This is a genomic window from Rhodococcus sp. SJ-2, from assembly GCF_053750035.1.
Genome location: NZ_CM132340.1, coordinates 3,482,973 through 3,505,103, shown reverse-complemented (window position 1 = coordinate 3,505,103; position 22,131 = coordinate 3,482,973). Strand labels below are relative to the sequence as shown.

Annotated in this window: 22 protein-coding genes; 10 read left to right on the top strand and 12 right to left on the bottom strand. The window is 66.9% G+C overall.

What is annotated here, in order from left to right; translation table 11 throughout:
- A complete protein-coding gene (egtA, locus tag ACSYG9_RS16505) occupies positions 1-1,227 on the bottom strand; it encodes an ergothioneine biosynthesis glutamate--cysteine ligase EgtA (protein WP_454842974.1) in 1,227 nt (408 codons plus the stop codon).
- A 154-nt stretch (positions 1,228-1,381) separates the two neighbouring features.
- Here egtA and ACSYG9_RS16500 point away from each other — a divergent pair, with 154 nt between their 5' ends.
- The 3 genes from ACSYG9_RS16500 (at position 1,382) to pth (ending at position 4,072) form a co-directional block, all read left to right on the top strand.
- The gene (locus ACSYG9_RS16500) at positions 1,382-2,554 is read left to right on the top strand and encodes an aminotransferase class V-fold PLP-dependent enzyme (protein WP_440127677.1); all 1,173 of its coding nucleotides are present in this window, start codon (positions 1,382-1,384) and stop codon (positions 2,552-2,554) included.
- 211 nt (positions 2,555-2,765) lie between these two features.
- Positions 2,766-3,368 carry a 50S ribosomal protein L25/general stress protein Ctc gene (locus tag ACSYG9_RS16495; protein ID WP_440123577.1) on the top strand — a complete coding sequence of 201 codons (603 nt, stop codon included), beginning with the start codon at positions 2,766-2,768 and terminating at the stop codon, positions 3,366-3,368.
- 131 nt (positions 3,369-3,499) lie between these two features.
- Positions 3,500-4,072, top strand: coding sequence for an aminoacyl-tRNA hydrolase (pth, locus tag ACSYG9_RS16490; protein WP_454839197.1), 573 nt, complete (start codon positions 3,500-3,502; stop codon positions 4,070-4,072).
- Between the two features lie 3 nt (positions 4,073-4,075).
- On the opposite strand, the gene pdxR is transcribed toward pth, so the two are convergent.
- Positions 4,076-5,476 carry a MocR-like pyridoxine biosynthesis transcription factor PdxR gene (gene pdxR / locus ACSYG9_RS16485; protein ID WP_454839196.1) on the bottom strand — a complete coding sequence of 467 codons (1,401 nt, stop codon included), beginning with the start codon at positions 5,474-5,476 and terminating at the stop codon, positions 4,076-4,078.
- Between the two features lie 46 nt (positions 5,477-5,522).
- On the opposite strand from pdxR, the gene ACSYG9_RS16480 reads away from it, so the two are divergent.
- Both ACSYG9_RS16480 and ACSYG9_RS16475 read left to right on the top strand, forming a co-directional pair.
- Positions 5,523-5,975: a carboxymuconolactone decarboxylase family protein gene (locus tag ACSYG9_RS16480; protein WP_454839195.1), complete on the top strand. Its 453-nt coding sequence runs from the start codon at positions 5,523-5,525 to the stop codon at positions 5,973-5,975.
- A gap of 134 nt (positions 5,976-6,109) precedes the next feature.
- Positions 6,110-7,225: an MFS transporter gene (locus ACSYG9_RS16475; protein WP_454839194.1), complete on the top strand. Its 1,116-nt coding sequence runs from the start codon at positions 6,110-6,112 to the stop codon at positions 7,223-7,225.
- On the opposite strand, the gene ACSYG9_RS16470 is transcribed toward ACSYG9_RS16475, so the two are convergent.
- Positions 7,208-8,842, bottom strand: a complete 1,635-nt coding sequence (locus ACSYG9_RS16470; RefSeq protein WP_454839193.1) for a fatty acyl-AMP ligase — start codon at positions 8,840-8,842, stop codon at positions 7,208-7,210. The two genes, ACSYG9_RS16475 and ACSYG9_RS16470, sit on opposite strands and share 18 nt — an antisense overlap.
- Before the next feature lie 204 nt (positions 8,843-9,046).
- Between ACSYG9_RS16470 and ACSYG9_RS16465 the strand changes: the two genes are divergently transcribed.
- Positions 9,047-10,741, top strand: coding sequence for a peptide chain release factor 3 (locus tag ACSYG9_RS16465; protein WP_454839192.1), 1,695 nt, complete (start codon positions 9,047-9,049; stop codon positions 10,739-10,741).
- 104 nt (positions 10,742-10,845) lie between these two features.
- Positions 10,846-11,466: a hypothetical protein gene (locus tag ACSYG9_RS16460; RefSeq protein WP_440123570.1), complete on the top strand. Its 621-nt coding sequence runs from the start codon at positions 10,846-10,848 to the stop codon at positions 11,464-11,466.
- A 23-nt stretch (positions 11,467-11,489) separates the two neighbouring features.
- Here the strand turns inward: ACSYG9_RS16460 and ACSYG9_RS16455 are convergent, their stop codons facing one another.
- From ACSYG9_RS16455 to ACSYG9_RS16440, 4 genes are all read right to left on the bottom strand, one after another.
- On the bottom strand, positions 11,490-12,527 hold the full coding sequence (locus tag ACSYG9_RS16455) for an enoyl-CoA hydratase/isomerase family protein (RefSeq protein WP_454839190.1): 1,038 nt from the start codon (positions 12,525-12,527) through the stop codon (positions 11,490-11,492).
- A 56-nt stretch (positions 12,528-12,583) separates the two neighbouring features.
- The gene (locus ACSYG9_RS16450) at positions 12,584-13,015 is read right to left on the bottom strand and encodes a VOC family protein (RefSeq protein ID WP_440123568.1); all 432 of its coding nucleotides are present in this window, start codon (positions 13,013-13,015) and stop codon (positions 12,584-12,586) included.
- A gap of 40 nt (positions 13,016-13,055) precedes the next feature.
- Positions 13,056-13,541, bottom strand: a complete 486-nt coding sequence (locus tag ACSYG9_RS16445) for a nuclear transport factor 2 family protein (RefSeq protein WP_440123567.1) — start codon at positions 13,539-13,541, stop codon at positions 13,056-13,058.
- A 102-nt stretch (positions 13,542-13,643) separates the two neighbouring features.
- The gene (locus ACSYG9_RS16440; protein WP_454839187.1) at positions 13,644-14,282 is read right to left on the bottom strand and encodes a TetR/AcrR family transcriptional regulator; all 639 of its coding nucleotides are present in this window, start codon (positions 14,280-14,282) and stop codon (positions 13,644-13,646) included.
- A gap of 94 nt (positions 14,283-14,376) precedes the next feature.
- Between ACSYG9_RS16440 and ACSYG9_RS16435 the strand changes: the two genes are divergently transcribed.
- Complete coding sequence (locus tag ACSYG9_RS16435) at positions 14,377-15,870, top strand: acetyl-CoA acetyltransferase (protein WP_454839185.1); 1,494 nt, start codon at positions 14,377-14,379, stop codon at positions 15,868-15,870.
- A 113-nt stretch (positions 15,871-15,983) separates the two neighbouring features.
- Here ACSYG9_RS16435 and ACSYG9_RS16430 read toward each other — a convergent pair whose 3' ends face one another.
- The 3 genes from ACSYG9_RS16430 to ACSYG9_RS16420 all read right to left on the bottom strand — a co-directional run bounded on the left by ACSYG9_RS16430 (position 15,984) and on the right by ACSYG9_RS16420 (position 19,317).
- Complete coding sequence (locus tag ACSYG9_RS16430; RefSeq protein ID WP_454839183.1) at positions 15,984-16,421, bottom strand: DUF6069 family protein; 438 nt, start codon at positions 16,419-16,421, stop codon at positions 15,984-15,986.
- 131 nt (positions 16,422-16,552) lie between these two features.
- Complete coding sequence (locus tag ACSYG9_RS16425) at positions 16,553-18,340, bottom strand: ATP-binding cassette domain-containing protein (RefSeq protein ID WP_440123563.1); 1,788 nt, start codon at positions 18,338-18,340, stop codon at positions 16,553-16,555.
- Between the two features lie 50 nt (positions 18,341-18,390).
- Positions 18,391-19,317 carry a 4-(cytidine 5'-diphospho)-2-C-methyl-D-erythritol kinase gene (locus tag ACSYG9_RS16420; RefSeq protein ID WP_454839181.1) on the bottom strand — a complete coding sequence of 309 codons (927 nt, stop codon included), beginning with the start codon at positions 19,315-19,317 and terminating at the stop codon, positions 18,391-18,393.
- A gap of 86 nt (positions 19,318-19,403) precedes the next feature.
- On the opposite strand from ACSYG9_RS16420, the gene ACSYG9_RS16415 reads away from it, so the two are divergent.
- On the top strand, positions 19,404-20,372 hold the full coding sequence (locus ACSYG9_RS16415; RefSeq protein WP_440123561.1) for a WYL domain-containing protein: 969 nt from the start codon (positions 19,404-19,406) through the stop codon (positions 20,370-20,372).
- A 68-nt stretch (positions 20,373-20,440) separates the two neighbouring features.
- Entirely contained in the window at positions 20,441-20,710 is a 270-nt protein-coding gene (locus ACSYG9_RS16410; RefSeq protein ID WP_440123560.1) for a hypothetical protein, read from the top strand.
- Between the two features lie 79 nt (positions 20,711-20,789).
- Here ACSYG9_RS16410 and ACSYG9_RS16405 read toward each other — a convergent pair whose 3' ends face one another.
- Both ACSYG9_RS16405 and rsmA read right to left on the bottom strand, forming a co-directional pair.
- Complete coding sequence (locus tag ACSYG9_RS16405; RefSeq protein WP_006553820.1) at positions 20,790-20,996, bottom strand: cold-shock protein; 207 nt, start codon at positions 20,994-20,996, stop codon at positions 20,790-20,792.
- Positions 20,997-21,216: 220 nt separating this feature from the next.
- On the bottom strand, positions 21,217-22,122 hold the full coding sequence (rsmA, locus tag ACSYG9_RS16400) for a 16S rRNA (adenine(1518)-N(6)/adenine(1519)-N(6))-dimethyltransferase RsmA (RefSeq protein WP_454839179.1): 906 nt from the start codon (positions 22,120-22,122) through the stop codon (positions 21,217-21,219).
- Between the last annotated feature and the right edge of the window lie 9 nt (positions 22,123-22,131).

Here is a 22,131-nt window from a genome sequence, read left to right as displayed (position 1 = left end):
TCACCGGTCGGCCACCCCCGGCGACTGCCCGCGCATGCAACGTGCCGCGGCCGCGTCGAGCGCAGTGGTGAACCTCATGTCGGGTGACGACTCCGCAGCCAGAGACAGCAATCCCACTGCTGCAGCACGTAATTCGACAGCAGCGAGCCCTTGCTGCGCGGCCTCCACCCAAAGCTGCCGAACCGGCTCGGCGATCGCCGATGCCTCGGTCATGACCTCCGGACTCCTCATCAGAGCTTCGATCGTCGCGATCGGCACCTGCCACAGGTTGTCGGGCTGAGCATCCAGGTACCGGACCTCGAGATGTCCACACGGGCGCACCGGCGGAAACAGCGTGGTCAGGTGATAGTCGAGGTCGGCGAATGTCGGCCGACGACCGATCTCGCCGTCGAGACCGCCACTGAGCCAATCGGCGAACGACGCCCCGGGTGGTGCATGCCATTCCGGGCCTGCCGACCGGACACACAGCAAGGGGGCGTCGAGCGCCCAGGCCGGGTACTTCTGCGGGTCGGCCACGGTCGCGGTGCGGTCCGGGTCGAGCGACAACCACGTGCGCATCCGCTGCGAGACCCACTCGCCTTCCGGAGCGCCCTGCAGCGTGGCCGAACGCCCGAACGCGGCGATCAACGCCGGACCGATCGCGTGGAGCAACTCCCAGCGTCGGGCGAGTTCGGCGTCGTCGGCTCCCGCATCGACGCTGACCTGTACCGCGGCCGTGCTGTTCATCATCAGCCGCCCGAGGGGACCGATCCGGTCGAAACGCAATTCCATTGCGGAGTACCGCGGTGTGCGGAGAAGACGATGGGGCGGCCGAATCTCATCGGTCGCGCTGTCGAGCATCGACACCGCGCGGCGGGCGAGCAACGATCGCAACATCTTCGCGTCGGCGACGAGACGATCGACCGTTTGCCTGGCCGACGTGCACGGCACACTGGCCAACTCCACCTGCCCGCCCGGTTCCAGACTCACCGCGCTCCCCGACGGCAGCGGACGGGCCGACGACGACGGAGCGATGGTTTTCGGGGCGTGAGGCCCGAGCGCCTCGACGATCGACGTGAGTTCCGGCCGTGACGCCGTTCCGTCCGCACGCGCAGTCAGCCATTCGAGTTCCGCGCCGATCAGCCGCGGTGGACCGAACCGGAAGCTCACCCGACGTACGTACGCTTCGGCGGAGGCGCGCGGACCGAGCTCCCTGTCGGCGCGCGGCATCGCCGCGTCCATCGCCATCACCACTCGATCCACCCTCCTTTGTCGGTGGGCCAGGTCACTGAGCGAGCCTAACGCGCGCATCGCCGCAACGCCCGTAGAACGCTCCGGCGGCGCACTGACCACACTAGATTCGGTCGAAGGATCTTGCCGACAGGAAATGGAGGCCACCTTCATGCTCGACGTGCAGCAGGCCCGGCGCGATACCCCCGGTTGTTTCGACCGGGTGTTTCTCGACAGCGCGGGCTCGTCGCTCCCACCGACTCCGGTGGTCGACACCGTCGTCGCCCATCTGCGACGCGAGGCCGAGATCGGCGGATACGCAGCCGCCAACGAGCGCCTCGACGACCTGGCCGGGGTGAAGACCTCCCTCGGACGCCTGTTCGGGGTCGATGGCGCCTCCATAGCGTTGTCCGACAGCGCGTCGCGGGCATGGACGTCGTTCTTCTACGCGGTGCCGCTGGAGCCGGGCGACCGCATCCTGCTGTCACAGGCCGAGTACGCCGCCAACGCAGTCGCAGCGCTGCAACGCGCCCGCGCCACCGGCGCGAGCGTCGAGGTGGTTCCTTCCGACAGCGACGGCCGCATCGACACCCAGGCACTGGGCGGACTGCTCGACGAGCGCGTCAAGATCGTCTCGGTCGTGCACGCACCGACCAACGGCGGTTTGGTCAACCCGGTCCGCGAGGTCGCCGACGCCGCCCACGCCGTGGGCGCACTGGTGCTGCTCGACGCGTGCCAATCGGTGGGGCAGCTTCCCGTGAGCGTGCCCGAACTGGACGTCGATGCGCTCTCGGGGACCGGCCGCAAATGGGTGCGCGGCCCTCGGGGCACCGGGTTCCTCTACGTGCGGCCGCGACTGATCGCCGACCTCGAGCCGGCGCCGATCGATCTGCACAGTGCGACGTGGACGTCGCCCGACACCTACGAACTCGCGTCCGACGCGTCGCGCTTCGAGATGTGGGAGGCCGACGTCGCGGCCCGGCTGGGACTCGGCGTCGCGATCGACTACCTGCTCGATCTCGGAATCGATGCCGTGGCGGAGGCCATCGGCTATCGCGCCGAGCACACCCGAGACGGGCTCGAGCGGATCCCGGGCGTCACCGTGCACGATCGCGGCGCACCGCTCAACGGGATCGTCTCGTTCACCGTCGACGGGATCGAACCGAGCGCGGTACGCGACGCGCTGGCCGAGCAGTCGATCACCGTCACCGTCAGCTCACGCAGCTCCACTCTGCTCGACATGTCACAGCGGAAACTCGATGCCGTGGTGCGCGCGTCGCCGCACTATTTCGTCTCCCCCGCCGACGTCGATCGTTTCCTCGCCGCCGTTCGCTCCCTCGCATGATGAGGCCCGTTCGCATTGCGCAATCGGATCCGGTAAAGTATGTCGAGTTGTCTCGGCGAGGGTGAACCGCGTTATCGCTGGCTCACCGTGATCGACGCGGCTGCGGCTCCGTCAGAGCGTAGAAGCGCTCCTACTGCCGCGCGTGTCCGGTCCCGCATTCGCCGAGAAGACCGACCCCGTGAGAGTTCACTAGCGTAGGAGCCGTTGCACCATGTCCAACGAGAACCGTCTCGTAGCCGCTGTCCGCACCGAGTTCGGCAAGGGCGCAGCCCGTCGCACCCGCCGTGCAGGCCAGATCCCCGCCGTCCTCTACGGCCACGGCACCGATCCCAAGCACCTGTCGCTTCCCGGCCTCGAGTTCGCCGCTGTCCTGCGTAACCACGGCACCAACGCCGTCCTGACCCTCGAGGTCGACGGCACCGAGCAGCTCGCCCTCACCAAGTCCGTCACCACGCATCCGATCCGCCGCAACATCGAGCACGCCGACCTGCTCGTCGTGAAGAAGGGCGAGAAGGTCACCGTCGAGGTTCCCGTCGTCCTCACCGGTATTGCAGGCCCCGGCGCGCTGGTCGTCCACGAGGTCAGCACCATCAAGCTCGAGGCCGACGCCCTCAACATCCCCGAGGAGATCTCGGTGTCGGTCGAGAGCGCTCCCATCGGCACCCAGATCCTCGCCGGTGGCGTCGAGCTTCCCGCGGGCGCGACCCTGCAGGACGATCCCGAGCTGCTGCTCGTGAACATCGTCGAGGCCGCTGCTCAGGCGAGCGCCGAAGAGGCAACCGACGAGACCGAGGGTGCAGCAGAAGAGGCCTGAGCCTCGACTGCGTGAACCTTTCGGGCTCAGTGAAGTCTTTCGTGCGGCGCGTCATCCTTCGGGATGGCGCGCCGCACGCGCGTTCTACCGAGCGGAACACCGCCACACATGATTCGAGGAAGGACCCGCACGTGAGCGAGGACACCGCGCTCGTCGTAGGGCTGGGAAATCCCGGCCCCAAGTACGAGACCACCCGGCACAACATCGGTTTCATGGTTGCCGATGTGCTGGCCGATCGGGTCGGCGGGAAGTTCAGCGCACACAGGAAGAGCAACGCCGAGATCGTGCAGGCACGCCTCGACGGGCGACAGGTCATCATCGCGAAGCCCCGCACGTACATGAACGTGTCGGGTGGTCCGGTCGCAGGTCTCGCGAAGTTCTTCTCGGTCTCGCCGGGAAACATCATCGTGATCCACGACGAACTCGATCTCGATTACGGCACGATCCGGCTCAAGCAGGGCGGCGGTGAGAACGGGCACAACGGCCTGCGGTCCACGTCGTCGGCGCTCGGCACGAAGGACTACCTGCGAGTGCGCATGGGGATCGGCCGGCCGCCGGGCCGTCAGGATCCGGCGGACTTCGTACTCAAGCCGTTCTCCTCCGCCGAGCGCAAAGATCTCGGTGTGCTGTGCGAGGAGGGCGCCGACGCCGTCGAACTGCTCCTGAAACTCGGCCTCGAGGGCGCACAGAACCGCATCCACTGACTCCTACGGCGCCGGAGGCAGTGCCAGGCACAGGGCTTCCAATGCCGACGAGAAGGCGTGTTCGGCCGGTGTGCCGTAGCCGACGACAAGCCCGTCGAGGTGCGGCATCGTGCTGTCGGGGTGCCGGTAGGCGGACAATCCGTCGACGGCCACACCCTGTCTGCGAGCGGCCGTGAGAGTGGCGTGTTCCGTACCTTCCGGCAGTTCGAGCACGGCATGCAGACCGGCCGCGATTCCGCTGACCCGCAGGTGCGGGGCGTGCACGGTGAGCGCGGCCGCCAGGTGGTCCCGGCGTCGCCGGTAGACACCGCGCATGCGGCGCAGGTGTCGCTCGTAGGCACCGCACGTGATGAAGTCGGCCAAGGTGAGCTGATCCCACGCGCTCGACCAGAGTTCACGTCTCCCTTTCACGGCGAGAACGTCGTCGATCATTCGGTCCGGCAATACCATCCACCCCAGGCGCAGGGACGGCGACAGACTCTTGCTGATCGACCCGAGGTAGATCACACGGTCCGGGTCCAGTCCCTGTACCGCACCGATCGGTTCTCTGTCGTAGCGAAACTCTCCGTCGTAGTCGTCTTCCAGAATCAGGCCGTCCACCGTGCGCGCCCAATCCACGACCGCGGCGCGGCGCACGGCATGCAATGGGCCACCGGTCGGGTATTGGTGTGCGGGGGTGAGCAGAACCGCACCCGCCGATGTCTCGGACAGGTCGCCTACGCGGGCGCCGTGCTCGTCGATGGACAGCGGTACGGTTCGTATCCCCGCGCCCGCGATGAGATCTCGGTGAAATGCCAGCCCGTAGGATTCCACCGCAACGGTGCCGGGCAACAGCGGCCCGAGCAACTGCAGCGCGTGGGCGAAGCCGGCACAGATCACGATGAGTTCGGCATCGACGCGTACTCCCCGGGCCCGCGCCAGATAGTCGGCGAGAGCATCGCGCAGTTCCGGGCGACCTCGTGGATCTCCTACCCCGAATGCTTCACTGGGTGCCGCGTTGATCGCCCGGCGGGCCGACGTCGACCAGGCGGCCCGCGGAAAAGCCGACGCGTCGGGGGAACTCGGCGCCAGGTCGTGGATCGGGCGGCGAGACGACGGCCGAGGTCGCCGCCGGACAGGTGCCGGTGGAGCAACTCGCCGGGCCACCCGGGTCCCCGAACCCTGCCGCGCCGTCAACCATCCTTCTTCCACCAACTCGGAGTAGACCTCGGCCGCGGTGTTCCGGGCTATGCCGAGATCGGCGGAGAGTGCCCGATAGGACGGTAGCCGGGTATCCGGTGGGAGGCGACCCGAGCGGACTGCCTCCCGCAGGGCGTGCAGAAGCTGGGAGCGCAGGCTTCCGGAGCCGGACAGCTCCAGATGCAGATCACTGCCCGTCGGTGAATTGACCCCAGAATTCGTCATCGAAATGAACCATACCAATGGTCAATACCGGACTTAGCTTTATGACATGACAACTTTTCACGTAGCCCAGCGCATGGATTTCGCCCAGGTCGCGCCGAGAATCTTCAAAGCCGTCCTCGCCCTCGACGCCGCCGCTCGCGTCGGTCTCGACCCGGTACTGCTCGAACTGGTCCAGATCCGTGCATCGCAGATCAACCGCTGCGCATACTGCATCGACTACCACACATCCGACGCGCGCCGGGCGGGTGAGCGGGAGGAACGGATCCACCAGCTCAGCGCATGGGAGGAATCCAGCGTCTTCACCACGAAAGAACGTGCGGCACTGGCCCTCACCGAGGCGATGACACAATTGGCAGGCGGCGTCTCCGACGAGGTCTGGGACGAGGTCGCCGATGAGTTCGACGAGACAGAACTCGCCCAGCTCATCGCGTTGATCTTCACGGTGAACACCTGGAACCGGATGAACGTGACGACCCGCAAGACGCCCGGGGCGCTGTGACCGCGGAGGCGGAATCATGTCCGCCACCCTCGGCGTCAGCCGACCCCGCGGCACCGAGTAGGACGGCAGCCGGCCCCTCACCACTGAAGGGCTGGCTCGCCGTCCTGGCGGTGACGCTGGGCATCTTCTCCCTCATGACATCCGAACTGCTCCCCGTCGGACTGCTCACTCCCGTGGGCGATGCCCTCGACGTGTCCGAAGGTCGCGCCGGGCTGATGGTGACAATTCCCGGTATCGTCGCCGCCCTCTCCGCGCCCCTGATCACAGTGGCCGCCGGGCGGATGGACCGCAGGCTGGTCCTGGCTCTGCTGATCGGCATGATGGGGGCCGCCAATCTCGCATCGGCCTTCGCAACAGATTTCGCGGTCCTCCTGGTCGCCCGGTTCCTCATCGGCATCAGCGTCGGAGGTTTCTGGGCGCTGGCCGGGGGCATCGCCCTCCGACTGGTGCCGCAGCGGCACGTCGTGCGTGCCACCGCCGTGATCTTCAGCGGTGTCGAAGCCGCGTCCGTTCTCGGGGTGCCTGCCGGCACGTTCCTCGGCGACCTCAGCGGCTGGCGCACAGCGTTCGGCGCGGTCGGCGTCCTCGGCCTTGTCGCGCTGACGGCCATGCTTTTCCTGATACCTCGGCTGCCACCGCAGCGCACCCTCGGCCTCACCGACCTGCCCGGGGTGTTCCGGAGCAACGCAGGCGTGCGTGTGGGAATCACGATGACGGTCCTGCTCATCACCGGCCACTTCACGGCGTACACATTTCTGCGCCCCGTCCTCCAGGGCAGCGGCGTGGACGGCGGATCGATCGGCATGCTGCTTCTCGTGTTCGGTGTCGCCGGTCTCTGCGGCAATTTCATTGCGGGAGCCCTGGTCGACAGATGGTTGCCACAGACCGCACTGGGAATCTCGCTCGTCCTCACCGTCGCCATGGTCGCGGTCGCGGTCAGCGACGCCACAGCCTTCTCCGCGGCAGGCATGCTCGCCCTCTGGGGATTGGGCTATGGCGCAGTGCCTGTCACCCTCCAGACCTGGATGTTCAGGTCGGCTCCGGACGCCGTGGAGGCCGCGAGTTCACTGTTCGTCTCGGCGTTCAACCTCTCGATCGCAGCGGGTGCTCTGATCGGTGGGCTTGCCGTCGATGCGCTGTCGCCGACGAGCATTCTATGGATCGGTGGTGTCCTCACCGCACTCACCGTCCTCGTCGTCGGAACCTCCGGGCGGGCCGGGCGTCGTGCCACGTCAGCGCCGGAGCAATGATGCCGACGTCCCGCGGCGGAGCTTGCCCGACGATGTCTTCGGGATGTTGCCGGGGCCGACCACTGCAACCGTGCGGGGGCGCGCTCCCACTTCCGCACACACCGCATGGACCACTTCGTGCTCGATACGGCGCACTTCGTCGAGGTCGTCGATGAGGTTGGTCTCGACCGCCACCGCGAAGGATTCCCGCTTGTCGCCGGCATCCAGCCGGATCGCGACCGCGTTACCCGGTCGTACCCCGGCCACGCCGCACGCGGCGCGCTCGATATCGGTGGGATAGATGTTGCGTCCGCCCATGATGATGACGTCCTTGACCCGGCCGCACACGACAACGAGACCTTCTTCGGTGAAGTAGCCGACGTCACCGGTATCGAGCCAACCGTCGCTGTCCTGCGCGGATACAGGACCGTCGACCGTGACGTATCCGTGTGTGACGGCTGTGCCCCGCAACTGGATGACCCCGACCCCTCGGGTAGGAAGTTCCTGCCCGTCGTTACCGACGATTCTGCCTTCGAGACCGGAAACGAGGTGCCCGAGCGTCGGCAACCTGCGGGCATTCGAGTGGACGGACGGCACGGCCATCCCACCCGACTCGAGCAGATCCGGGTCGACGGCATCGAGCACCTGGCCGTGGCCGGGGTCGGGTACCGATACCGCCAGCGTCGTCTCCGCCATCCCGTAGACCGGGGCAAGTGCCATCGGGTCGAGCCCGAACCGGGCACCTGCCTCGGCGAGAGCGTCCATGGTGTCGGGGTCCACGGGTTCGGCCCCGTTCCACATCCACTTGACCGACGACAGATCCACCGCACCGTCCTCGGCCTGCGCCAGTTTGCGGGCCAGCAACGAATACGCGAAATTCGGTGCAGCCGTCACGGTTCCACGATATTTGGTGATGAGATCCGCCCACAGCATCGGTGTCCGCAGGAAGTCGAGCGGAGTCACCGACACCACCTCGCCGCCCATCTGCATCGGGACGCTGAGAAATCCGACCATGCCCATGTCGTGGAACAGCGGCAACCAACTGATCATGACGTCGTCGTCGAGCGAGAACTTGATGCGTTCGAACATCGCATACGCGTTGACGTAGAAGTTCTCGTGCGTGATCTGCACGGCTTTCGGTGACCCGGTGGAGCCGGAGGTCAGTTGCTGCAGCACGATGTCGGATTCTGCGGTGTCGACGGGGTCGATCGCTGTGCCTGCGCGCAGTTCCGAGGTGGTAACGACGTCGATGCCCCGCTCACGCAGCAGCGGTTCGGCGATGTCGAACGGTGCGCCGAGCACCACGACCCTCGCGCCGATCATGCGCAATACGGTCTCGGTGTCTCGCGTCCACCCATCGAGATCGGTGCGCGGGGTGGGCTGGTGCAGCATCGTGATGCTCGCGCCGCGCATCCACACGCCCTGGCTGATCGGGGCGATGTCGACCGGGAACCCGGCCAGGATCGCGACCGCATCGCCCGGTGCGACCCCGTTCGCAGCCAGACACCCCGCCATGCACCGTGCCTGCTCGTGGATCTGCATCCAGGTCTGTCGCCGCGGCGAGTCCGGCTCGCCGGTGACCAGACCCCGTGTGCTCTCGCGCCCCGTCGCATACATCTCATCAGTGAACCTGCTCACGAACACTCCTCGTTCCGATGCGCACGGGCCTTCCCGTGCCGAAATCCCGGCCTTACGAATCAGGGTGGCCCGAAAATGAGCGATCGGAAGCGTCCCCTGGGAAACGTGATCGAATCTGCGGGAAAACGACACCGAATCGCCTAGTAACATGGAGGAGTTGCCTGCGATAGAACACCGACCAAAAAGTTTCGAGAGGTTTCCGCGTTGAGTACCCCGCCCGCCTCCGCCAGCGAATCCACCAACGCCGCGAAGCCCCCTTCGTCGAACGAAGTCCGTTCCGAAGCGCTGCGTCGGCGCACATTCGCCGTCATCTCCCATCCGGACGCCGGTAAGTCCACTCTCACCGAGGCCCTCGCACTGCACGCGAAGGTCATCTCGGAGGCCGGCGCCGTACACGGCAAGGCCGGTCGCAAGTCCACCGTCTCCGACTGGATGGAGATGGAGAAGGCCAGAGGCATCTCCGTCAGCTCCACCGCGCTGCAGTTCAACTATTCGTCGTCCGAGGCCCCGGAGTCGGCGGACGGTGTCGACACCGTCAACGTCATCAACCTCGTCGACACCCCCGGCCACTCCGACTTCTCCGAGGACACCTACCGCGTGCTCACCGCGGTCGACGCGGCCGTGATGCTCATCGACGCCGCGAAAGGCCTCGAGCCGCAGACGTTGAAGCTGTTCCAGGTGTGCCGCCACCGCGGCATTCCGGTGATCACGGTGATCAACAAGTGGGACCGCCCCGGTCAGACGCCACTCGAATTGCTCGACGAGATCAGCGAACGAATCGGACTCACCCCGACCCCGTTGTTCTGGCCGGTCGGCATCGCGGGTGACTTCCGCGGACTCTTGCGTCGCGGTCTCGACGAGCACGCAGGCGAAGCCGTCGAATACATCAAGTTCACGCGCACCGCAGGTGGCGCGAAGATCGCACCCGAGGAACACCTGACCCCCGAGGTCGCGCTCGAGCGCGAAGGCGACACCTGGGCCGAGGCCGCCGAGGAATCCGAACTGCTGTCGGCGAGCGGGCAGGATCACGACCAGGAACTGTTCCTGGGAGGCCAGACGTCGCCGGTGATCTTCGCCTCCGCCATGCTCAACTTCGGTGTCCGTCAGATCCTCGACACGCTCGTCGCGCTGGCCCCGCCGCCGCGGGCCCGCCTGGCGATCGACGACACTCCCCGCGACGTCGACGACCCGTTCAGCGCCGTGGTGTTCAAAGTGCAGGCCGGAATGGACACCGCCCACCGCGACCGTCTCGCGTTCATGCGCGTCGTCTCGGGTGTCTTCGAGCGCGGGATGGTCGTCACGCACGCCCAGACCGGCAAGCCGTTCGCGACGAAGTACGCACTGACCGTGTTCGGGCGCGAACGCACTACCGTCGAGAACGCCTATCCGGGCGACGTGGTGGGCCTGGTCAACGCCACGGCCCTCGCGCCCGGCCACACCCTGTTCGTCGACAAGAAGGTCGAGTTCCCGCCCATCCCGTCGTTCGCACCCGAGCACTTCGCGATCCTGCGGGCCGAGAGCGCCTCGAAGTACAAGCAGTTCCGCAAGGCCGTCGATCAGCTCGATTCCGAAGGCGTCGTGCAGATCCTCCGCAACGACATCCGAGGCGATGCGTCGCCGGTGATGGCGGCCGTCGGCCCCATGCAGTTCGAGGTGGTCGCGGCGCGGATGAAGGCCGAGTACAACGTCGACCCGAAGATCGAGCCGCTCGGATACGCGCTGGCCCGCCGCACGGATGCGGAGTCGACCATCGAACTCAACCGTCAGCGCGGTGTCGAGGTGTTCGAGCGGTCCGACGGCGTGTTGCTCGCACTCGTCAGCGACAAATGGCGGCTGCAGTACATCCAGAAGGAGCTTCCCGAACTCACCCTCGAGCCCTTGGTCGCTGCTACCGACTGACCCCGGAACAGCAGATACCGGACATACGGGGTGACGCGGACACCCTCCGGCTGGTAATTTGCTGCCGTCGAGCACGCACGCTCGGGTGATTTCAGGAGCTTGTCATGAACGACGATGCATCGTCCGTGCCATCGGGTGAACAGCCCAACAGCGGCACGACCGAGTCCAGCACCGCCGAGGCCGGTCATTCCCGCTCGGGTGAGCGGTCGAAGGGCCCGAAGCGGTCGGGCACCTTCGTCTACCCGCTGCCGAGCACGCCGCTCCCGAGCAGTACACCGATGACGGTGCTCACCCCGGGTGATACCCCAGGTGTGCACGCGATCGACCGCAACCCGGCCGGCGGGGTGGGCGCCGGAACCACGAACGAAGGGACGTCCTCGGTGACGAGCACCAGCACCAACGGCAGCACGACCGGCACCAACGGCTCGACCGCCGATACCTCCGCCGCGTCGAGCACACTCGGCACTGCTTCGAAGTCCAGCGTGCCCGCCCGCCGCAATTCGATGGGTGTCGCGTCGGTGCGGATCGCGGCCCGTCTGGCCCACGGCGAGCTCGGTTCACGCTCGTCCCACGGCACCGACCCGACGATCGACAATGACGAACTGCTGCAACTGCTCGGTGAATACCTCGTGGCGGGCGGGCTCGAGAAGCCCGAGATCCACGCGATGCTCGGTGGTCAGCCGATCGTGGTCGACCTACAATCTCCGAACCGCTTCACGCGCTGAACCACTCGCGACCGCTGTACCGCTCAGCTGAACAATGCGGCGATGGTCGCCGGATCGACCTCCTCGATCCGAGGGGGCGACCATCGCGGTGAGCGGTCCTTGTCGATGAGCACAGCGCGCACGCCTTCGACGAAATCGGGTACCGCGCTGATCCGCACAGCCACCTCGAGCTCGCGTGCCAGGCACTCTTCGAGAGTGCTCTCGGCGCCACGGCGCAACAGTTCCACGGTGGCACGCACGCTGGTCGGCGACGCGGCGCGAAGGGCCGCATGCGTCCGCTCGGCCCACTCTGGGTCGATGTCCGCGTCGCTCGCCGCGAGCCGGCTCAGGATGTCGTCGATCGTTCCGTCACCGAACACCGTCTCGATATCAGCGAAGCGTTTCTCCAGTTCGGATTCGGGTGCGGGAGCGACGAATTCGTCGAGTGCTGCCCGCCAGTCTCCCGCGCGGATACGGTCGACAAGATCATCGACGCGGTCGCGTGGTACGAAATGGGTGGCCAGACCCACCGCGAGCGCGTCGCCGGCACCGATGCGGGTCCCCGTCACGCCGAGGTACATTCCGACGGCGTCGCAACGTACGGCGGTGCCCCTCAATCGGGGAAGGAAATGGCTCGACCCGACATCCGGGATGAAGCCGAGCGCCGTCTCGGGCATCGCGAACGACGCCCTCTCCGTCACCACCCGCACCGCGCCGTGCACCGAGATCCCGAGCCCGCCGCCCAGGGTGACACCGTCCAGAACCGAGAGATACGGCTTCGGGTAGGTGGCTACGAGTTCGTCGAGCCGATACTCGGCGGCGAAGGATTTCCGCACTGCGTCGAAGTCCCCCGCCAGCACCGCATTGCGAGCAGGTTTGATGTCGCCGCCCGCACAGAAGGCCCGATCGGACCGGCTCGTGACGAGCACCGCCGTGACGGACGGGTCGGTGCGCCACTGCAGCAGCGCAGCATGCATGTCCCGGATCATCGACGGGTTCAGCGCGTTGAGCGCTTCGGGCCGGTCGAGTTGCACCTCGGCGACACCGTCGGCGACTCGGGTGCGGATGAACGACTCTTTCACGGGCGGGAGCCTACCGGGCGCATGCGACACAGACGTGAGGTACGGCACCGCCGAGGTCAGGGTTCACCTATCGGGTCTCCGGTCAGCGGACCGACGAGCATCCACCGATGCCCGAACGGGTCGATCAATGTGGCGTTACGGTGACCGTGGTTTTCCGAGATCCAGCGCTCGACCCTGCCTCCGGCTGCACGGGCGCGCTCGAGAACGGTGTCGGTATCGACGACCGGAAGCATCAAGCTCACCGAGGTGGCTCCCCCGGCCGGTGCGGTCAGGCCCATTTCCGGGAACTCCTCGGCAAGATAGACCATCCCGGTCGGGAACCCGAGTTCGGCGTGGCCGAGCCTGCCGTCGTCCATGAAGATCGGCTCGCCATGCAGCGTTGCGCCGAACGCGCTTACATACCAGTCGATTGCGTCACGGCCGCGCCCCACCGTGAGATACGGGATCGCGCCTGCCGGGGGAAACAGCGTGCCGTCCGGGGTTGCCATGGACATCTTTCCTTTCGAACGTCTCACCGCCTCGGGCGATTCAGGACGCGCGCGGAGGCTGCTGGAGCAGTGCCCATTTGTTGCTGCTGAGCCGGAACGAGGGCATGTCCGCGAGAGAAACGACCGTCTCCCAATTACGTTCGTATCCTGTGTGCACGATCCGCCAGGCGCCGTCGTCACAACGGACGTACCGATCGTGGTAGTACGCCGACCCGCGCAGAATCATGCCGTCTTCCGGAACGATGACGGTATCAGCGAGCAGCCAGGTCCCCGTTGCTGTTCGGCCGCTCTCGTCGATCCGGATCTCGGGGTGGCTGCAGTGGTGTTCCGTGACCATGTGGAGGCCGAGCGTGTTCTCGAGAAAGTTGATGAAGACCTCGCGAGATTCGAAACTGAGATGTTCGCCGTATACCGCGGTGGCCTCGGGTACGAGAGTGTCGGCGAGCTCCTCCCAGTTCTTGGTATCGAGAGTTCGCGCGTAGCGATACTTGACCTGCGCGATCTGTTCCGTGGCCTCCAGATCCATCGCTGATCTCCCATCACCGGCTGTCTGTTGTCAGGCTAGCCCGGATCACCATCTCGCGGAGTCCGATTCGAAGACCCGCCGGCCAGCTCGATTGCATTTCGGTCACAGACCGGTACCGATGCTCGGGCCCGGAGACCTTGCCGGTATTTCCAGCGACCGCAGGACCACATCGACGATGAGCACCGCGTAGGCGTCGTCGTCGCCGGGCGCGGGTTCGGACAGCCCGAACAGGGCGTGACTGAGCACCGCGCCGGTCACCATCTCGAGCAGTAAGGTCACGGAAGTCCCGGAATCGAGTTCGCCGCGGTCGACCGCTCGGTGCACGATGGTGCGGGCCGCGAGAACCCGACTGCGATTGAGCGTCGCGGTCAAGCGGGCGAGCAGCTCCGGGTTCACTCGCGAATCGAGCGCTACCCGCAGACTGACCAGCCCTGACGGGGTGCGATATCCGCGCAGGAGTTGTCGCGCCAATTCGATGAGGTCGGAGCGCAACGCACCGGTGTCGATCGGTTCGGGAAGCGGACTGCGGGCTTCGAGTGCGTGGACCAGGAGGTCGTCCTTGGTGTCCCACCTGCGATACAGCGCCGCGCGGCCGACACGCGCTCTGCGCCCGACCGCATCGAGAGTGAAGCCGCGCCAACTCGTCTCGGCGTAGACCTCGAGCACGGCGTCGAAGACCCGGTCCTCGAGGTCGGCGTCGCGGGGCCTGCCGCGTCGGCGGGGAGCGGGGAGGTCGGTCACGCCATGAGTGTGCCAGACCGCCCCCGATATACAGACTCGATCAGTCCGTATTACGCTCCGGGTGCCATTACCCGACCACCAAGAGGCAGCAGCGATGAGAGATCCGGCACACACACCCGTCGTCATCGGTGTCGGCGACCTGCGATCCGGACGCGCCGGGTTGCCCGCCGACCAACGAGAGCCACTCGACCTCATTCTCGAAGCGACGCGCGCCGCGCTGGCCGACACCGGCGCCGCCGACCTCGCCTCCCGCATCGACACCGTCCGCGCCGTGAAGACCGCAAGCTGGTCGTACGACGATCTCCCCGGCCTGCTCGCCGAACGCATCGGCGCCACCCCCGAGCACACGTCGACGAGCCCGATAGGGGGTCACTGGCCCGCAGCGCTGCTCGACCGGATCGCACACGATATTGCGGCAGGCACCAGCTCCGTCGCGCTGCTCGTCGGCGGCGAGGCACAAGCCTCGGTCACCAATGCCCTCAAGGCCGGGACCGACCCGAGCGCACTCGGCTGGGTCACCGCGCCTGGCGGACCACCGGTGTTCGATCCCGACGACCTGGGCAGTGCGGCAATGCAGCGCGCCGGGATGGTGGCCCCCACACGCGTGTATCCGCTGTTCGAGAACCGGTTCAGCAGCCGCCTCGGGCACTCCCGCGAAAAGTCGATCGAATGGTCCGCTGAGCTCTACGGTAAGTTCTCCGCGATCGCCGCGGACAATCCGGCCTCGTGGAATCCGGACGCACGCACCTCCGAGGACATCCGCACGGTCGGACCGAAGAACCGCGCGGTGACCGACCCGTATCCCCTGCTGATGAATGCGATGCCGTTCGTCGACCAGGCCGCAGCCGTCGTCGTCACCTCGCTGGCGACGGCACGTGAACTCGGGGTGGCCGACGAACGCATTCTCTACGTCTGGGGTGGTGCAGGCGCGACCGAACCGGCGGACGTGCTCTCCCGCGCCGATCTCGACCGGTCCGCCGCACTCGCCGACGCCCTCCGTCGCCTCCTCGACCGCGCAGACCTCCGCGCAAGCGACTTCGACATCATCGATGCATACAGTTGTTTTCCGGTGGTCCCCAAATTGCTCGTCGAGCACCTGGGTCTGCCCCGCGACACCGTCCCGACCGTCACCGGAGGCCATTCGTTCTTCGGTGGGCCACTGAACAGCTACACACTGCATTCGATCGTCGCGATCGCGCGTCGGCTGCGTGTCGACGGTGAACTCGCCCTCGTCCACGGCAACGGCGGGTATCTCACCTACCAGCACGTCGTGGCGCTCGGATGCGCACCGCACACCGACGGGTACATCGGCGATCCGGCACCTGTACTGATGCCCGCGTCGGCGACGGAGGTCGCGGTCGACTATTCAGGTGAGGTCGAGATAATCACAGCCACAGCAGAATTCGGCCGTGATGGCAACCCTTCGATCGGCTTCCTCATCGGCGCGACCCCGGATGGGCGTCGCGTCGCAGGTCATACCGACGCGGCGGGGGCCCGAGTACTCGCTGCGGGCGCCGACATCATCGGCACCAGCGTGCACATCGTCGACCGCGGCGGCAGTCTGACTGTCACACCGACGACTTCGTAGACACGCAACCGCGGGCGAATTGGACAGATACACACCGTCGTTCTGTGTGTACCTGCCCAATTGTGGTGTACCTGCCTCACCCGAGCCAGGCCACGGTCTCTCGGGGTCCGACACTAGACACGGACGCGCATCTTCTCCAGCCCGAGCACGGCCACCACAGCGATGACGACGTGCATCAGCACGAGGGTGACGGTGCTCGCCGGGTCGAAGTCCGCGCTGAGCGTCCCCTGGATCGTTGCGAGCGGCAGCAGCGCCCCGACCACCTGGGCGATCCGCACGATCGGATTCCACCACAGACTCAGCAGAGCGGCGACGGTGAGCCCGACGGTGAGCGGAACGACGGTCATGAGCACCACGCCGCCCGGCGCCGCGCTCGCGACCGTCCCGGCGTCGGTGTGCTCGAACGATCCACCGGCCAGCAGGCCGACCAGCCAGAGCACGAGGTTGGCGATCAACGCAGCGAGGACCGAGGCGACGACGACCGTGGGCCGCCCGTATTCGCGCGACCACACGGATGTCGATGAAACAGACGATGTTCGGGTGACAGACATGTTTCTCTCCTGATGGGCGTGTTCAACTGACTGCGCCCAGCCTGCAACCTCGAGCAGACTCGAGGTCAAGGGGAAAACATGGACCCGGAAGACTTTCCTTGCCCTGTGGGGGGTGGAAACCGTTCGCCGCGTCAGTCCAGCGTGTCGGCGAGCTCCATCCACTGCTCCTCGGCCGCTTCCTTGTCCGCGACCACCTGACGCAGCTCGGCGTCGAGCTTCTGCAAGCGGTCGGGATCGGTTGCCGCGTCGGCCAGTTGCACGTGCAGCTTCGATTCGCGCTCGTCGAGCTTGGCGATCGCCCGCTCGAGTCGTGAGAGTTCCTTACGCGCAGCACGCTCCGCGGCGCCGTCCCGCTTCGGCGCCGACGCTTCTGCCCCCTTCGACACCTGGGACGCCACCGACAGCACCCCACCGTCACCCATCGCCGCGCGTCGACGCAGATACTCCTCGATACCGCCCGGCAAGTTGGTGAGCTTGCCGTCGCCGAACAGCGCCCATGTCGAGTCGCAGATCCGCTCGATCAGGTACCGGTCGTGACTGATGACCACGAGGGTCCCTGCGAAGTTGTCGAGCAGGTCTTCGAGTTGCTGGAGGGTGTCGATGTCGAGATCGTTGGTTGGCTCGTCGAGCAGCAGCACATTGGGCTCTGCCATGAGTACGCGCGTCAGTTGCAGGCGACGTCGTTCACCACCGGAGAGGTCGCCGACGGGAGTGCGCTGGCGGGCAGGGGTGAACCCGAGCCTCTCCGCCAGCTGACCCGCCGATACCTCCTTGTCGCCCAGCATGATTCGTTCGGCCACGTCTTTGACCGCGTCGAGCACCCGCATGTCGGTGGGCAGATCGTCGAGTTCCTGCCGTAGCCAGCCGATCTCGACCGTCTGCCCCTCGATCCGCTTGCCGGATGCGGGCTCGCGCTCGCCGGCGAGTGTGCGCAGCAACGTCGTCTTCCCGGATCCGTTGACGCCGACGAGACCGATCCGCTCCCCCGGGCCGAGCCGCCACGTCAGATCGTGGACGAGTTCACGGCCGTCCGGAGTGGCCAAGGTGGCGTCCTCCAGCTCGATCACGACACGCCCCAGCCTGCGCTTCGCGAACGACGCGAGGGCCACCGAATCACGCGGCGGCGGCACGTTGGCGATGAGCGCTTCTGCAGCCTCGATGCGATATTTGGGCTTGGACGTGCGTGCGGGAGCGCCGCGACGCAGCCACGCCAACTCCTTGCGCGCCAGGTTCTGACGCCGCTCCTCCATGGCGTCGGCCTGACGGGCGCGCTCGGCCCGCGCGAAGATCCAGTCGTTGTAGCCGCCTTCGTATGCCTCGACCTTGCCGCCGACCACTTCCCACGTACGGTTCGCAACGGTGTCGAGGAACCACCGGTCGTGGGTCACGACGACGAGCGCACTGCGTCGCGACAGCAAATGCTCGGCAAGCCACTGCACTCCCTCGACATCGAGGTGGTTGGTGGGCTCGTCGAGCACGAGCAGATCGAGTTCTTGCACGAGCGCGGCAGCGAGCGCGACCCGTCGCCGTTCACCGCCGGACAGTCCGTCGACGACGGCGTCGAGACCGAGCTTGTCGATGCCGATCCCGGCGAGCACCGAGCGGATGCGCGCGTCACCCGCCCACTCGTGTTCGGCTACGTCGAGGGGACCGAGCACGACGTCACCGACGGTCGAGCCTTCGGGAAGCACGCCGCGCTGGGTGACCACCGCCATGCGCAGGCCACCAACCCGGCTGACACGACCGGAGTCCGGCTCCTCGAGGCCGGCGAGCACCTCGAGCATCGTGGTCTTGCCGCCGCCGTTGAGGCCGACCACGCCGATGCGCTCGCCCTCTTCGACCCCGAGCGACACGGAGTCGAGCAACGGCTTGATACCGAAGGATTTCGAGACCTGTTCGAGGTTGATCAGATTCGCCACGTGGTGCAGAGCCTTCCGGAGTTGTGAATCGGTGTATCGGGAATGGGGTGTCAGGACCGATCGTGATCGACGATGCGCGCGCCCGGCACCGGGCCGGACGCGATCCGCACGGTTCGGCACACCCCGGCGCCCGCGAGCTCGGCGCTCACCTCGACCGCGGCGCGTTGATCGTCTACGAGGAATGCGCAGGTGGGCCCGGAGCCGGACACGATGCCGGCGAGAGCTCCCGCTTCGACCCCTGCGCGCAGGGTGCGACGCAGACCGGGGTTCAACGACAACGCGGCCGATTGCAGGTCGTTGCCGAGCAACGGAGCGAGCGCGCGAGCGTCACCGGCGCCGAGCGCATGCAGCAGATCGTCGGTGTCGCCCACGCGCTGCGGGTCACCGCTGGCGCGCAGCCGGTCGAGTTCGCGGAAGACGACGGGCGTGGACAGGCCTTCTTTCGCGATCGCGAGCACCCAGTGGAAGGTGCCGCGCGACAGGACGGGCACGAGTTGTTCACCGCGTCCGGTTCCGAGTGCGGTATTACCGTGCAGGCAGAAGTTCACGTCGCTGCCGAGCAGTGCGGCGATCTCGTCGAGATCGTCGCGGCTTGCTCCGGTCCTCCACAGCGCGTCGAGGGCGACGAGCGTCGCGGCCGCGTCGGCGCTTCCGCCCGCCATGCCTCCGGCAACGGGGATCCCCTTGTCGATGGTGATCTCGACGTCGGGTGTGCGTCCGGCGCGTTCGGCGAGCATCTCCGCGGCACGCCAGACGAGGTTCGACGAATCGGTGGGCACCGAACCCGCGTCGGGTCCACGGACCTCGACGCGGAGAGTTCCTGCGGGGGCGACGGTCACCTCGTCGTGCAGCGACAGCGCTTGGAACACTGTGCGCAGGTCGTGATAGCCGTCGGGGCGGAGGTCCCCGACCGCGAGGTGCAGGTTGACCTTGGACGGAGCCCTCACGCTGACGGAGGCGGGGACGACGGAAAGCACGAATACACAGCTTACCCGCGCTGCGGGACCGGCAACGACCACAATCGAGGACGGAAGTCGTCCGTTATTCGTGACACAGTCTGATCATGCGCGAAACCTCCGCCCGCCTGTTGCGTCTGCTGTCGCTCCTGCAGATGCGACGGGAATGGTCCGGCACCGAACTCGCCGAGCGTCTGCAGATCACCACCCGCACGGTCCGACGCGACGTCGAGAAGCTCCGCTACCTCGGCTACCCCGTCGATGCGAATGTCGGCGTCGGCGGCGGCTACCGGCTCGGCGCGGGCGCCGAGATGCCGCCGCTGCTGCTCGACGACGACGAGGTCGTGGCCGTCGCACTCGCGTTGCGTTCCGGCACCAACGACGCGGTCACCGGCCTCGGGGACGCCGAAGCACGTGCACTCACCAAACTGAGGCAGGTCATGCCGTCACGGTTGCAGCACCGGCTCGAATCCTTGCACATCGACGTCGTCGATCGTGGCCCGGTGGCATCCGCGGTCGACGCCGAGCTGCTCGCGACCGTGACGGCCGTCTGTCACCGCCACGAGCGCTTGCGCTTCGATTACCACTCCCACGACGACACGGCCTCGCGCCGGGAGGTGGAGCCGTACCGGGTGGTGCGTGCGGGACTGCGCTGGTATCTCGTCGCGTGGGACCTCGCACGCGAGGATTGGCGCTCGTTCCGCGTGGACCGCATGGAACCGAAGATCCCCACCGGCCCGCGGTTCGTTCCGCGCGAGCTCCCGCCTGGAGGTGCTGCCGAGTTCGTCTCGCGGGGCATCACGCGTGGCGCAGCACCGGTAACCGCGAGGGTGCTGCTGCACGCACCGTTCGAGACGATCACCCCGATGGTCGACGACAGATGGGGGACCCTCGAGCAGGTCGACGCACGAACATGCGCACTCGTGCTCGGCGGACAGTCCCTGGAGAGAATCGCCGAGTGGCTCGTCGCCTTCGACGTGGACTTCACGGTGCTCGAACCCGCCGGCCTCCGCGATGCGTGCCGGGCGCAGAGCGAGCGGCTCCGGTTTCTCGCGGAGAGGTACACGCGCGCGTGAACATCGGGCGCATCTATGCTCGGGCGATCGCCGTCATCACGTCACGGCGCCGGATCTGGAGGAAATACATGAGACGAGTTCTGCGAAGCACCGTCGCGGTCGGAGCGCTCGCACTGGCAGCTGCTCTGGGCACAGCAGGCCCTGCGTCGGCGGAGCCCGCACCTGCACCTCGCGTGTGCTCCCTGGGCGATCTCGTTCTGCGGTCGTTGAACATGGTCGACTGCGTGAACCCCCCGACGGGATCCGCTGGGATCGCCACCGGTTCGGCCGACGGAGCAGGGTCGTCGACCGGTTCGTCGAACGTCGGCATCGTCGGGCACGGCGCCGTCATCGGCTGACGCACTTCGGTTCTCGGCAACAACACATCAGGGCCGGCACCCGAAACGGGTGCCGGCCCTGATGATGAGAAGCCTGGTATCAGCCGATGACGTTGACGCCGGTGGCCTGCGGGCCCTTCTGGCCCTGGCCGATCTCGAAGCTCACGCGCTGGTTCTCCTCGAGGGTGCGGAAGCCGCGGCCCTGGATCTCGGAGAAGTGCACGAAGACGTCAGCCGAACCGTCGGACGGAGCGATGAAGCCGAAGCCCTTTTCGCCGTTGAACCACTTCACAGTACCTTCAGCCATTGCTGTTCCTTCACTTACAGGCAGGACGCACAGTTGCCGCCCTGTCTCGTCGGAAGCCGGTCTCGGCTTCCGGGTCTGTCACTCGACGGCTGAACCGATTCCGTGGTGGTATCGCATCCGCTCGCAACTAGAAATGTGCGAGGGTTAACCACAAACACACTACCTAACGACCAGGTTCAAGTAGAGCACACATCGGGTCTCGATGCCACCGCAAGGTGACTCAACCCTCAGTTGCGATCGACGTCAGCCGGACGAAGGCGGCTGCATCGAGCCTCTCCCCCCGCGTCGACGGCTCGATACCCGCTGCGACCAGGCGCCGTTCGGCGTCTGCGGGCGAGCCGGCCCAACCACTCAACGCTGCGCGCAACGTCTTTCGCCGCTGAGCGAATGCCGCGTCCACCACCGCGAAGACCGCCTTGCGGTGCGCCGGATCAGTGGGCCACGGCGGGGTTTCGTAACGGTCGATGCGCACGAGGCCCGACTCGACCTGCGGCACAGGCCAGAACACCGAACGCCCGACCGAACCCGCGCGCCGAACATCGCCGAAGTATCGGGCCTTCACGCTCGGCACGCCGTAGACCTTGCTACCCGGTTGCGCCGCAAGACGATCGGCCACTTCGAGCTGCACCATCACCAGGGCAGTGCGCAATGACGGAATTTCGGCGAACAGGTGCAACAGCACCGGCACAGCCACGTTGTAGGGGAGATTCGCGACGAGCGCGGTCGGTTGCGACGGGAGATCGTCCACCGAAACCTTCATCGCATCCATCGGCACGACATCGAGGCGACCGGCGAGTTGCGGGGCACGCGCAGCGACCGTCGCAGGCAGGCGCTCGGCCAGCCTGGGATCGATCTCCACCGCGACCACGCGGTCGACGACGTCCAGCAGGGCCAGGGTCAGTGACCCCAGCCCCGGCCCGACCTCGAGCACCACGTCGTCGGGGCCGACTCCCGCGGCCGACACGATGCGCCGCACCGTGTTGGCATCATGCACGAAGTTCTGGCCCAGCTGCTTGGTCGGACGCACCCCGAACTCCTCCGCGAGAGTCCGGACCTCTGCGGGGCCGAGCAACGCGGCGAGGCCGCGCGGAGAAGCCGGGGTGGCGTCTGAATCGTCTGCTTGCACGAGGCGAAC